The 12,456-nt window shown below is 59.9% G+C and carries 11 protein-coding genes; 3 read left to right on the top strand and 8 right to left on the bottom strand.

Translation table 11 applies throughout. The features are described 5' to 3' along the window. Positions 1-169: 169 nt before the first annotated feature. Entirely contained in the window at positions 170-517 is a 348-nt protein-coding gene (locus tag LAN64_12175) for a hypothetical protein (protein ID MBZ5568597.1), read from the top strand. A gap of 126 nt (positions 518-643) precedes the next feature. On the opposite strand, the gene LAN64_12180 is transcribed toward LAN64_12175, so the two are convergent. The 5 genes from LAN64_12180 to LAN64_12200 form a co-directional block, all read right to left on the bottom strand. Beyond that, complete coding sequence (locus LAN64_12180) at positions 644-1,366, bottom strand: Crp/Fnr family transcriptional regulator (protein MBZ5568598.1); 723 nt, start codon at positions 1,364-1,366, stop codon at positions 644-646. 104 nt (positions 1,367-1,470) lie between these two features. Continuing rightward, on the bottom strand, positions 1,471-3,441 hold the full coding sequence (locus LAN64_12185; protein MBZ5568599.1) for an ATP-binding cassette domain-containing protein: 1,971 nt from the start codon (positions 3,439-3,441) through the stop codon (positions 1,471-1,473). Between the two features lie 100 nt (positions 3,442-3,541). After that, positions 3,542-4,336 (bottom strand): CPBP family intramembrane metalloprotease, encoded by a 795-nt coding sequence (locus LAN64_12190; protein MBZ5568600.1) that lies wholly within the window; start codon positions 4,334-4,336, stop codon positions 3,542-3,544. 36 nt (positions 4,337-4,372) lie between these two features. Beyond that, positions 4,373-5,440, bottom strand: coding sequence for a DUF2911 domain-containing protein (locus LAN64_12195; GenBank protein MBZ5568601.1), 1,068 nt, complete (start codon positions 5,438-5,440; stop codon positions 4,373-4,375). A 181-nt stretch (positions 5,441-5,621) separates the two neighbouring features. After that, positions 5,622-8,168 carry an FG-GAP-like repeat-containing protein gene (locus LAN64_12200; GenBank protein ID MBZ5568602.1) on the bottom strand — a complete coding sequence of 849 codons (2,547 nt, stop codon included), beginning with the start codon at positions 8,166-8,168 and terminating at the stop codon, positions 5,622-5,624. Positions 8,169-8,854: 686 nt separating this feature from the next. Between LAN64_12200 and LAN64_12205 the strand changes: the two genes are divergently transcribed. After that, on the top strand, positions 8,855-9,898 hold the full coding sequence (locus tag LAN64_12205) for a hypothetical protein (GenBank protein ID MBZ5568603.1): 1,044 nt from the start codon (positions 8,855-8,857) through the stop codon (positions 9,896-9,898). 54 nt (positions 9,899-9,952) lie between these two features. Further along, complete coding sequence (locus LAN64_12210; GenBank protein ID MBZ5568604.1) at positions 9,953-10,096, top strand: hypothetical protein; 144 nt, start codon at positions 9,953-9,955, stop codon at positions 10,094-10,096. Here LAN64_12210 and LAN64_12215 read toward each other — a convergent pair. The 3 genes from LAN64_12215 to fdxH are packed head-to-tail and all read right to left on the bottom strand — an operon-like array spanning position 10,060 to position 12,450. Continuing rightward, complete coding sequence (locus tag LAN64_12215; GenBank protein MBZ5568605.1) at positions 10,060-10,863, bottom strand: formate dehydrogenase accessory protein FdhE; 804 nt, start codon at positions 10,861-10,863, stop codon at positions 10,060-10,062. The two genes, LAN64_12210 and LAN64_12215, sit on opposite strands and share 37 nt — an antisense overlap. 10 nt (positions 10,864-10,873) lie before the next feature. Next, positions 10,874-11,572: a formate dehydrogenase subunit gamma gene (locus tag LAN64_12220; protein ID MBZ5568606.1), complete on the bottom strand. Its 699-nt coding sequence runs from the start codon at positions 11,570-11,572 to the stop codon at positions 10,874-10,876. Further along, positions 11,569-12,450 (bottom strand): formate dehydrogenase subunit beta, encoded by an 882-nt coding sequence (fdxH, locus tag LAN64_12225; GenBank protein MBZ5568607.1) that lies wholly within the window; start codon positions 12,448-12,450, stop codon positions 11,569-11,571. Before fdxH ends, LAN64_12220 begins: the two co-directional genes overlap by 4 nt. Positions 12,451-12,456 lie beyond the last annotated feature (6 nt).

The raw sequence follows: 12,456 nt of genomic DNA on the forward strand, positions 1-12,456 counted from the left end.
CGTACGCCACCAAAATCCTCCGCCGCAGATCGTCGGAAAAGGCTCGTGCCATCAGCTGTATTCGCAGAGACCGCCAGCACCAGCAGCTTACGTCCAAACACTCATTCGCGGGTATATCTACTCGGGAACCGCTCTAGTGCTTGCTCCGGTGCCACGAGGAGGTTCCCCCATGCCGGCGCGCGAAATACCGCACCCGCTGTGGCCCACGTTCCTGGCGGACTTCGGCCTGCGCCACTTCTGTTGGAAAGCGACCCTGGAGCGTAAGCACAGTGGCGGACGCTGTGAGTTGATCGCCGACAACGGTTGCTTCCTCGAAGAACTCGCCACTGGCTGCGTTGGCGGGCAGCGGCAAATCGCCATCGTGCTGGACTCCCCCTTCCGGGAGTACCGCACCCACGTGGTCAGCAATCCGCAGCGCGTGCGCGTCGCCGCCGCAAATCAGGACTCACTCGAGATCGACGCGGCCGACGGCAGCACCATGATCGTCCGCGTCCGCCAGCCCGATCCCCGCGCCTGAACTGTCGGACAATGAGAACCTTCAAAAGATAAGAGATGGATGCTGGAGGGATAAAACGCGAACGGCGCAGCCACCGCCGCGCCCTGCATTTTTTCGTCTGTTCCTGAAGCCCGCAGCCCGAACCGGTCAACTCCCCACCAGCTTCTCCAGCCCGGCTCTGTTCTTAATCATCAGCGTGGATCCGCGTAGCGTCGCCATCTGCGTCTTGCGAAAGCCGCCCAGCAGACGCGTCACCGTCTCGCGCGACGTCCCGATCACCTGCGCGATCTCTTCGTGTGTCAGCGCCAGCTTCACGCGGATGCCGTCCTTGGTCGACTCGCCCTCCGCCGCCAGTTCCAGCAGCATGCGCGCCAGTTTTTCGCTCGCCGAGTGCGACAGCCCAATCGCCCGGATCATGTCATACGCGTTATGGCAGTTCGCGCTCAGGTGCTGCGCCGCCTGCAGGCATGCCGATCCGTGCTCCTCGAGAAATTTATGGAAGTCGTCGCGCTTGATGAACACCACCTGGCAGGTCTGCACCGTCTCCGCCGTCAGCTCGTACGGAATGTTGCTCACGCAGGCGTGCATCCCCAGCATCTCGCCCGGCTCGGCGATCTTCAGGATCATGGTCTTGCCGTCGCTGGAGTTGACCGACAGCTTCACCCGCCCCCGGCACAGCAGGTAGATGCCCCGCGGCACCTGCCCTTCGACGAACAGCACGCTCGCCCGCGGCAGCATCGACGGAAACTTGATTTTCTCAAACGCTTCCAGCGTACGCGGCGGCAACGAGCAGAAGAAACTCTCGTTCCGCATCTTGCACATCAGGCAGCTTTCCACCATCTCCATGCCGTATGGAGCGGCATTCGGCATATCTTCTCCTGGCCACAAAAACCCGGCTTGCTGTTCTGGACTTGTGGATACGCGTGTCAAGAGTAGCACCGGATGTGGCGATTGGAAAGCAACCAGCGCATCATTTACCCATTACCTTCGATGGCGACCGACAGTTTCTCCCACTCTCCCAATAGCGCCTGTAGCTCCGAACGCCGCGTCTCCAGCAGCGACGCCAGCCGCGCCGTCTCCTCCGCGCTGACGAAGCTCTGCAGCCCGCTCTCGCACTCCCCGATCCCCGCCTCCACCCGGCTGATCTGCTCCTCCAGTTCCTGCTGCCGGTCCTGCATTTGCCGCAGCTTGATCGGATTCAGCCGCTTCCTTCCGTTCTGTTGGAGCGCGTTCGCCCCCGGGCGCGATCCGTTGACGCCCGCTTCGCCCGTACCGTCTGCCTGGCTCTGTTGGACCGCGTTCGCCCCCGAACCCGCTTCCTCCGTCTCGACCTCCACTGCGACGTGCTCCTTCCGCCACCTGAAGTCTTCGTAATTCCCCGGAAACACCGTGACCGTCTGCTCCGCCACTTCGAACACCTTGGTCGCCAGCTTGTCGATGAAGTAGCGATCGTGCGAGACGAACACCACCGTCCCGGTAAACTTCTCCAGCGCCTCCAGCAGCACATCTTTGGCCCGCAGATCCAAATGGTTGGTCGGCTCATCCAGCAGCAGGAAATTCGACGGATACATCAACATGCGCGCCAGCGCGTAGCGGTTGCGCTCTCCGCCCGAGAGCACCCCGATCCGCTTGAACACGTCGCCCTCGCTGAACAGGAACGACCCCAGCAGACTGCGCAGCTCGGTCTGCGTCGCACGCGGCGCCAGCTTTTCCAGGTCGTCCAACACGCGCATTTCCGCATCGAGCTGCTTGTACTGGTCCTGCGCGAAATAATCCGCCTCCACGTTGTGTCCCAGCCGGCGCTCGCCGCCGGTGACCGGCTCCAGCCCGGCCAGAAGCCGGATCAGCGTGGACTTCCCGGCGCCGTTCACGCCCACCAAAGCGATGCGGTCGCCACGCTCGATCAGGAAATTCACCTCGCGCAGCACCCGCTTTTCACCGTAGCTCTTCTCGACGCCGATGAACTCAGCCACCGTGCGCCCGCTCGGCTTGGGCTGCGGAAACTTGAAGTGGATGGTGCGCTCTTCCGGCGGAATCTGGATGCGCTCCATCCGCTCCAGTTCCTTGATCCGGCTCTGCACTTGCTTGGCCTTGGTGGCCTGATAACGGAAGCGGTTGATGAACGCCTGCAGTTGCTCGATCCGCTCGCGCTGGCTCTTGTACGCCGCCTGCAACTGTTCCAGACGTTGCGTCTTCTGCGCCAGGTACTTGTCGTAGTTGCCGGGATAGAAGTGCACGCGCTTGTTCCAAATCTCGACGATCTTCTTCACCGTGACGTCCAAAAAATAGCGGTCGTGCGAGATCAGCACGAACGCGTACGGGTACGTCTGCAGGTACTCCTCCAGCCAGTTGCGCGATTCCAGGTCGAGATGGTTGGTCGGCTCGTCCAGCAGCAGCAGGTTGGGCCGTTGCAGCAGCAGTTTCGCCAGCGCGATGCGCATCTGCCAGCCGCCGGAAAATTCCTCCGCGCGCCGCTGCCAATCTTGTTTCTGAAAACCAAGTCCCGCCAGCACCGTGCCCACCTGGGCCTCGATGGCGTACCCATTGCGCGCCCCGAACTCGTGGTCGAGCCGATGATAGCGATCGGCGACATCGGCATACTCGGCGCCGGCCGGATCCAGCTCGGAAATTTTCCCCGCCAGCGCGTGCAGTTCCTGCTCAATTCCCAGCAGTTCGGTGAACACCGACATGCACTCGTCGAATACGCTGCGCCCGGAAAGGCTCAGCCCTTCCTGCGGCAGGTATCCGAAGGTAATGCCCTTGGCGACCGTGATGGCGCCGTAATCGACCGTCTCCATGCCGCCGAGAATCTTCAGCAGCGTGGACTTCCCGGTTCCGTTGGCGCCGACCACACCGACGCGGTCCTGCGGCGTGACCAGCCAGTCCAGGTGTTCGAACAACAGCTTTTCGCCGAATCGCTTGCCGGCGGAGGAGAGTTGAATCATGAGCTGGTTCTATTTTCGCATGGGGTTTCGCATGTGGCGCAGGCAGCCGTCGCCCGCGGCAGCTCTACGGCAGCGACGCAGGCCAGATGCGGACGCCACATCATTTGAAAATCAGGTGGGCCACTTTCGTCTCAACACTCCAATAGATTATTGCCAGCGCGGTCAGATCAAATGCGGCGTGCGCAATCATCAGCAGAAAAATCCGCCCCGTAAACGCGAAGATCGCGCCCAACACCAGCCCGACAATCGCGGCGTGTTCGGCGCCGGCGAGCCCCTGGACAGCGTAGTGGGCCAGCCCAAACGATGCGGAGGTGATCAGCACGATGGCTGCTTTTGCGCCCAAGCCGGGCCCGAAAAGCTTGCCCAGTCGTTCGAAGAAGTACCCCCGGAACACGGTCTCTTCGGCGAAGCCGGCGACCAGCATCGCCCACACTGCTGCCGGCATCGCGGCCGTATTTCCCGCCCAATGGTGGTACGCGCGATTGATCGCATCGGCGCCCAGCAGCGGCATCACGATCGCCTTCATCAGGAACTTGAACGCGATCCCGAAGACAATGCCGACGGCCACCGTGCCGATCCAATTCTTGGGTCGCACGTACCCGACTTCCTGCCATGGCGTGCGCGACAGCCGGATCCATGCCAACGCCAGCGCAGCGCCGACCGGCACAATGACACCCCGGACGAAGAAATTGCCGGTGAGAAGGATGGCCAGCATGGCGACGATTCCCAACGGCCCAAATCCGCGCAGCTCTGCCGCCAGCCGATCATCCGATGCCAGCGGGGCCTCAGCTTCCACCGCAGGCGGAACTTGCTCCGGCAACTTTGATCCGTCGCTCGGCATGCCGAGATTCTTGTCGTTTCCGGGCCGCCACGCAAGGTCCAACCACTGGGACAAGAATTCTCTGCCTCTCGGCCGCAACCGAAACTGAAACTAGTTCTTATTGATGTCTTCTTTCGCCTCCAGGCGCTTGAGCAAGCCCTGCAGGAACGGTTGAAACTGCTTGTCCGCTCCCGCCAGCGCGAGTTTCATGTTTTTCACGGCGGTGTCGTAATCGCCCTTGGCACAGGCCATCCGTGCCTGCTCGTACGGGACAATGAAGTGATCGGGGTTGCGCTTGGCGTTCTCGCGAAACACGGCAAACGCTTCCTCCTGGTGGCCGCCGATCTGGAGCTGGCGCCCGTAGCTGTTAATTTGCAGGGCGTTGGCCATGGCAAGCGCCTCGGCGCGCAGCGGCGCTGCCTCATTCTTGCGGTCCATCGCTTCCAGCACGTTGGCCTTGGTCATCAGGTTGTCAAAACGCTTTTCCACCTGGATAGATCGGTTCGCGTATTCCAGCGCGTCGGAAAGATCGGTCTTATATTGCAGCAGTTGGTCGGCAGCTTCGGCCCAACCTTCCCAGGTGTACTGCGCCCCGCCGCGCAACTGCAGCTTGAGCTTGGCGGGCACAATCTCCTTCGTATTCACCGCGATCTTGAACGGCACCGCCACTCGATCCCAGCGCAGCGTGACCACTGCCGACTCGGGCGTGACCGCGTCGAAGTCATAGGCCAATGCCTCGTGAGCCTCGCCGGCCTGGGGTTTCACTGTCACCCGCAACGCGTCTTCCTTCTGATCGTAGGTAAAGCTTCCCCACGCGGTGGAAACTTTCGACAGGATTACCGTCCACTCGTTCTCTCCGGGAATCATGTGCAGACCGTATAAGCCCTTGGGCACCGGCTGCCCTTCAATGCTCACCGGATCGCTGAACTCGATGGTGGTGTTTTCGTTGGCCCCGGCGCGCCACGTGTCTCCATAAGGAACTAGGCCGCCGAATATCTTGCGGCCTTTGACCAGCGGCCGGCTGTAGCTGATGGTGATGTCGGTCAGGCCGATACGCTGCGTGACCTGCGCATGCTGGCTGGCGCGCGGCAGGTCCAGGATCGACTGCGCGTAACAGACGGAACTCAAAGCCACCATGGTGGCAATCAGCAGGACAGAGCAAAGAAGCGGTTTACGCATGCCAAGCCTCCTATTGATTTGCGCGATCGACGGAGGGTAATGCACAGACCGAAGGCAGTGCGGTAAAAAGTTGTAAATACCTGGATTCTTGAGACGGATTGCGGCAACTGGTCGCACCAGCAGGTAACCCCTCACGCTAGGCATAATCTCTTGGAATCAAGATTTTACAGAGAAGCTTACATCAATCGCTGGTTACCTGAATGAGGAACTTTCTGGGTGGAACAGCCGAGCCTGTCAGCGGAAGTATCTGCGTCCCTGGGCGCGCGTCATCGGCAAAGGTGATGCTGCCTGAGTTGGGACCAATCGCTGTCGGAGCAAAGGACACATTAATCGTGCATCCCTGGCCGACGCCCAGCCAGATCGGACAGTTGCTGGTTTTCGCGAAAGGTCCAGTGATCGTTATGCTGCTAATCGAGAGCGGCGCGTTACCAGAGTTGGTCAATAAGATCGACTTAGAACTGCCGGATCCGACGGCGTGTGGAGCAAAGTCCAGCCTCGATGCCGAGAAACTCACGGCTGGCGCGCTATACCACACTGAGGCAATCACGGGGACATTGTGGAAGGTGCTGGATGCTCTGCTGAACTGCATAAGATCGAAGCTACCGTCGCTATTGAAATCTCCCGCGATGAACCTACGCGGAAAATAGGGTGCTACAAACGAAAGTGGCGCCTGAAAGCTGCCGTCAGCGTTTGCCAGCACCACGGAGGAAACATTTTGGCCGTAGCGAAACGGTAAAGCCAAATCAGACCTGCCGTCACCGTTAAAGTCTCCGACGAACGTTCCATAAATGCCGAAAGGGATAGCCGTGTCAACCGGAAGCTGAAAAGTGCCGTCGCCTCTTCCTGCAAGAAAGGAAATGCGCCCCGGCCCTACTTCAGCCAGATCTATCTTCCCGTCTCCATTGAAGTCTCCAACGTCCACTCCACCGCTGAAGGTAAGTCCAGTGCCGTGTGCAAACGTACCATCCCCATGCCCCAGGTAGAAGAGAACGTCAGGAACATACGGATCACCGAGCGCGATATCCAAGTGGCCGTCGGAGTTAAAATCACCGGCGGTTAGTTGATTGGCTATCCCGTACACGCTGTCAACGAGCTTCGGTTCAAAGGTTCCATCGCCTCTGCTCAAAAGAACATACAGATCGGAAAGCGCATTGCTTGATTGCAGCGAAAGCAGCGCCAAATCTGCCCTGCCGTCGTTGTTAAAGTCCCCACCAATCATGTACTGGACGTTCAGCCCAGGTACGTTCACAGGAGAACTGACCGGGCTCCCGAAAGTACCGTCTCCGTTGCCCAAAACCACCAAGGTGTCGCTACCGTTGCCCACCCTGGCCATTGCGATGTCCACTTTGCCGTCGCCGTTAAAATCCCCTGTGACCATTTCCCCGAGACCGACATTCTGCAGCGGCGTTGTAATCGGTGGTTGAAAGGTGCCATCACCGTTGCCGCGAAGTATGGTGATGAAACCCGGATCCTGCGGTGGGTCGAGGATTTGCGTGAACTGCGCCACACTGACATCAAGCTTGCCGTCGCCATTGAAGTCCGCAGTAGCCGATCCTGCAATTCCTTCGGACGCCGGCAGAGTGAAATCAATATGGCTGCCGGCAATTCCGTTCCCCTGACCTAGGTAAACGATGACTGTATTGTCACTCGTCACCACTACCGCGAGATCGAGATAGTTGTCATTATTGAAATCTCCGACCGCCATCGGGTATCTATAGTCAGGGGAGAGATCAGGGAAGTCATTGGCGATAGGCTGTTGGAAAGTTCCATCGCCGTTTCCACGCAGGATTAGCAAGGAAGACGAGTACACTACTCCATCGCCGAGAGCACTACCCAGATAAGTACCCAGGGCAACGTCTAGCTTGCCATCGTTGTCAAAATCCCCCACCGCAACGGTCTTTGCCGTTGCACTCAATGGAGTCCCGAACAACCTGAAGGTTCCGTTGCCATTTCCAACAAAGATCACCAACTCTTTGTCGGCGGGATTCGTGATCGCGATATCGGAGATGCCGTCGCCATTGAAGTCCCCGACCACCAGGCCACCGGCTGACGTTCCTCCGATTCCAAGAGGACTTACTGCAAAACCACCATTACCATTGTTGAGCAGAAGGGAAAAATATCCCTGGCTGTTCGCGGCAAACAGATCCGATTTTCCGTCACCATTAAAGTCTGCAGTAACAATGGCCATGGGGCTCGAAACAATGGTTGTCTTTGATTGTGATTGAAATGTTCCATCGCAATTCCCGGGCAAGACCGAGACAGTACCATCACCTTGGTTTGCAACCGCCAGGTCTAGCTTCGTGTCACCGTTGAAATCGGCCGCCACGATCGCGACCGGGAACGCGCCTGTCGGACACGCCACTTTACTCACGAAGGTTCCATCCCCCACTCCAAGCAGAACCGATACCGTGTTGTCGATGCTATTCGTAACCGCCAGATCGGGGATGCGATCGCCATTGAAATCGGCGCTGACCACTGCCCGGGGTGCGGTGCCGACCCTGTAGTCGACCTTAGGAGCAAAGGAGCCGTCCGGCCTGCTGAGCACAACTGAAACGGTGTTGTCGCTCTCATTCGTCACCGCGAAATCCAGTCTTCCGTCTTGGTTGAAATCAGCCACCGCAATAGCGGAGGGCTTGCTACCCACCCAGAACGCTGCTTGGTTGTAGACGTAGGTCTGTGCGGAGAGTGCCTGCGGCAGCAAACTAAGACTCAGAAGCAGAACAAACATCGCAGGAAAGGCCTGACAGCGGTCCCCTTGTTCCATCGAATCTTTCACTTCTGACAGGTTTAGTGGCGAGTACCCAACAGCTTATAAAAGTGTGGCCCCAAGTCAACGACTGATTGCCCAACTCGCCTGATTGCCAGACTAACTTACGTTCCAAAACAGGAAAAATGGGCTACATACGGGCGTGGGGTTAACCGCGTGCCCCACGCAGCGCGGCTTTAACTGCTTCGGTTTTCCTCTGTATCCCCTGTGGCGAACTCGGCCCGTCCCAATTCGGCACCAACATCCGCCCCGAAAATATTTCCCCTGATATCACAGACACCCGAACCTCAATTCACTATCATGATGTTGCGCACTGTGCGTGGAAGTGGTTGTGTCGTCACAGCTGCTGTTTAGTTCTTTGACAAATTTGCAGTTGACCAGACCCCATGCGTTCTCGTGCCAGAACCCGAGACCAGACACCGTGACAACCCGAGGCGCCCTCCCGGAACTCCTTTGTTTTGTTATGACGCCCGAGAGATCACGGTATCCCACGGTTACCGTGCCAATTTGACGGTATACCGTGCGTAAGTCGTTGACTCTACGTGAAGGTAGGGGGGAGGGGGTGTATGCCGTCTAGGGTTTACCGAGTCGTTACGGCTTGCGCATTTTTCCCAACTCCTGAAAACTCGAAACTGAAGGCTACCACCATGATCAAGCGCTCCCTTTCCCTCCTCCTCCTCTTCGCCTCCGTCGCGTTCGCGCAGCAGGAAAGCTACGATCAACTGCTGCGTCACTGGGACTACGACCACAAAGCTCCGCTCGCCGTGCAGGAATCGGGCGTTCAAGACCGCGACGGCATCAAGGTCCACGACCTGTCGTACGCCGTGCCCACCGGCGATCGCGCTGCCTCGCTCGGACCGAATGGCGGACGCGTCACCGCCTACCTGGTCGTGCCGCCGGGAAAAGGCCCCTTCCCTGCCGTGATTTATGGCCATTGGTGCATGCCGGGATCGGAAATGTTGAACCGCACGGAGTTTCTCGACGAGGCGGTGGTGCTGGCGCGCTCCGGCGTGATTGCCTTGCTGCCGGACCACGTGATCGCGCGTCCGGGGTTCGAGCAGAGCAAGGAGCCGCTGAACACGCAGCAGATTGACGTGCTGGTGCAGCAAGTGACCAACATGCGCCGCGGCGCCGACCTGCTGCTGGCGCGCAAGGACGTGGACGCGAAGCGCCTCGCCTACGCCGGGCACAGTTGCAATGCCGAGGTCGGCGGGTTTCTAAGCGGGATCGACAAGCGCTTCAAGGCGGTGGTGCTCATGGCCGGGCCACTGTCGGATGAAGTGACCAACAAAGCGCCCGTGTACCAGGCTTATCGGCAGAAAATCGGGCCGGAGAAATTCGACGCCTTCGTCGCCAAGTATGCCTGGACCGATCCCGGCAAGTACGTCTCGCACTCCGAGGGCACGCCCAAGCTGCTGCAGTTCGGCACCGAGGAGCCGTTTCTGGTTCCCGAGCGGGCGAAGCAGTATCTGGCCTATGTCAGCGAACCCAAGACGCTGAAAATCTACGAAGCGCCGCACGCGCTTAACGCCGAGGCGACGCGCGATCGTCTGTCGTTTCTGGCCAGGGAACTTGGGGTGAAGACGCCGGATGCGAAGCTGATCGCCGCCATTCCGCCTCTGGTGCAGCCGCCGTGGCCGAAACCACCGGGCGCGACCGATGAGAAGAAGGACGAGAAGAAAGACAAGTGAGTGCGACTCTTCACCACCGAGACACAGAGCCTACCGAGTATCACTGAGAACTACTTGAAAAAACTCTCGGTGTATCTCGGTGAACTCGGCGCCTCGGCGGTGAATGACGACCGACGCCTGAAGACCTTGGCTTTGGTCTTGTGCCTGAAGCCCGAAGCCTGCTACGCCGCCATCAGGTTCGACTGCAGCTTGGTGTAGCCGTGCTCCTGCGCCCATAGGGTAAGAGGAAGCGAGGCGAGTTCGTCGACGACCGGAATGGCGAGACCGTTCTTGGTGAGGTCGACAGTCTTGATGCAGGTCCTGCAGGTTTCGCAAGCTTCGAGGCGGAGGTGCTCGAATTGCTCCGAGGTATAGACGGCGAGCGCGTCGTTGCGGTCCTCGCCGCAGCCGGGACAGACCGCGCGCGGGAACTCCCACTCATGGGCGCAGAGCGAGCAGATGAAGGTGCGCCTGGCGCCGAGTTGCGCCTCGCGCAGCACGCCGACCACCGGCTCGGAATCGCACACCGGACAGGTGCCGGAATTGCCGTGGCGCGGTGGTGCCGGCAGGCGCTCGCAGACGAACTCCGCGTAGGGCTGAAGGAAGGCGCGCGCAAAAAAAGACTCGGTGCAGGAAAGCTCGGAGATTGCCGAGCGCTGCCAGAACTCACGCAGCAGCTTCTGCCAGCGCTCCTCCTTACCGGCAGCGATCTGCTCGGCGAGCGAGGAAAGCGGCACCGGACCCAGTTCCTTCACCGTGTCGAGGAATCCTGGAAAGCGCGGCAGCAGCAGGACGGTGTCGAGGCAGTCGCGAAAAGCATTGCCCGGGAGAAGCGCCTTCCCCCGGGCCTGTTGAATGTATCCGTAGAGCGCCTTCTGGTAGCGCGCCACGCCGGCGTAGAACCCGAGCATCTCGGCGGCGAAGGGAAAGATTTCTCCCAATTCCTGCGCACGCGCGATCCTCTGGTCCCAAGTCGGGCGGGTCATTCTTACTCTTCTACTCTTTCACCACATCCTCTGCTGCTACGATCTTGTCCAGCCAGAGGCGATGATGGAACCTGGCCCAAGACGTGGACACCTCGCCACGGATGACGGAATTGAAGCCGCCGCGCACCACGGCGGTGCCCATGTAGACGTGAATGATAAACCCGCCCAGCGTTACCAGGAACGCGATCGGGTGCAGGATCACTGAGATCAGCCGCAGGAAGCGCAGGCTCCAGGGAAGGTACTCGGAGAACCAGAGCACCATACCGGTGGCGAACAGCGCGATGCCACCCCAGAACATGACCCAGAAGAGGTACTTCTGTCCGTAGTTGAAGCGGTCCACCGGCGCAAACTGCTGGTAGGAGCGGACGGCCTTGTGCGGTTCCGGCTGTTCCTCTTCCTCGTTGCGAACGTACTCGCCGATGAACTTGCGCCACTCGCGGTCCTGCTTGGTGATGTACATGTCCTTGCTCCACATGACGAACATGTAGACCACGCCGAAGGTGAAGATCAGGCCCATCCACGGATGGACAGCGCGGGCCACGGGACCGCCGCCCAAGAACAGGGCCAGCCACCACATCCAGGGCGTCCAGAAGGCGAGGCCGCTGAGCAGGAGGTAGACGTACGACAGGCCCGCGACCCAGTGAATGATGCGCTCCTTGAGCGTGTAGCGGAGCACACCGCCGTTGCGAAGTATACGATGCTGGCTCATTGTTTGCCTCCTGCGTTGGCCCGCGGAACCTTGCCGTCTGGGGGGGCGTGCTTCGGTCCATAGCGCAGGTAATGGATGAACGTCCCGATGATGCCGCCGAGGATGGCGAGATTGCCGATCCACTTCAGCGGCTGTTTCCAAAGCTCAACCGTCCAGGGAACGGTAGGATCGGCAGGCAGACCGTAGGCTTGCGGCTTGTCGGCAAAGGCGAGGATGGAGACCACGCCGGTGCCGCCAACGCCGCCCGGATCATAGATGCCGGCGGTGGTAAAGCCCGAGGCCTTGAGCTGGTCGACTCGCTTCTGAGCCTTGAGCAGCAGGTTTTCCTTGGTGCCGAATTGCAGGCAGCTCGTAGGGCAGGCCTTGATGCAGGCGGGCTCCAAGCCGACGGAAACGCGATCCACGCAGAGGGTGCACTTGTACACCTTCTTGGTTTGCGCGCTCAGCTTGGGCACGTTGAACGGGCAGCCGGAGATACAGTAGCCGCAGCCGATGCAGTTCTCCTGCTGGAAGTCGACGATACCGTTCTCGTATTGCACGATGGCGGCGGGAGCCGGACAGGCCTTCAAGCAGCCGGGATCGGCGCAGTGCATACACTGGTCCTTGCGCATCAGCCAGTGCAGCGTTCCGCCTTCCTCGACTTCGTTGAAGCGGATCAGGTTCCAGACGTGCGGTGTCATGTCGGGCAGGGTTTGATAGGTGCCCAGATTGACGGTGGTTTCCGGCGGCAGATCGTTCCACTCCTGGCAGGCGACCTCGCAGGCCTTGCAGCCGATGCAGGTCGAGGTGTCAATGAGCTTGGCGACTACCTGAGTCACGCGGATGCCCGGGGAAGCGGCGCCCGCGGAAGCGTTTTTCATTTCCAGAGCTTTCGTCATGGCATC

The organism is Terriglobia bacterium (assembly GCA_020073185.1).
GTDB lineage: Bacteria > Acidobacteriota > Terriglobia > Terriglobales > Acidobacteriaceae > JAIQGF01.

What these genes read in the sequence shown, in the direction of transcription:
- LAN64_12175 (MBZ5568597.1), top strand. Translation starts at nt 170, where the DNA reads ATGCCGGCGCGCGAAATACCGCACCCGCTGTGGCCCACGTTCCTGGCG.
- LAN64_12220 (MBZ5568606.1), bottom strand. Translation starts at nt 11,572, where the DNA reads ATGAGCCAGCATCGTATACTTCGCAACGGCGGTGTGCTCCGCTACACG.
- LAN64_12185 (MBZ5568599.1), bottom strand. Translation starts at nt 3,441, where the DNA reads ATGATTCAACTCTCCTCCGCCGGCAAGCGATTCGGCGAAAAGCTGTTG.
- LAN64_12215 (MBZ5568605.1), bottom strand. Translation starts at nt 10,863, where the DNA reads ATGACCCGCCCGACTTGGGACCAGAGGATCGCGCGTGCGCAGGAATTG.
- fdxH (MBZ5568607.1), bottom strand. Translation starts at nt 12,450, where the DNA reads ATGACGAAAGCTCTGGAAATGAAAAACGCTTCCGCGGGCGCCGCTTCC.
- LAN64_12205 (MBZ5568603.1), top strand. Translation starts at nt 8,855, where the DNA reads ATGATCAAGCGCTCCCTTTCCCTCCTCCTCCTCTTCGCCTCCGTCGCG.
- LAN64_12200 (MBZ5568602.1), bottom strand. Translation starts at nt 8,168, where the DNA reads ATGTTTGTTCTGCTTCTGAGTCTTAGTTTGCTGCCGCAGGCACTCTCC.
- LAN64_12195 (MBZ5568601.1), bottom strand. Translation starts at nt 5,440, where the DNA reads ATGCGTAAACCGCTTCTTTGCTCTGTCCTGCTGATTGCCACCATGGTG.
- LAN64_12180 (MBZ5568598.1), bottom strand. Translation starts at nt 1,366, where the DNA reads ATGCCGAATGCCGCTCCATACGGCATGGAGATGGTGGAAAGCTGCCTG.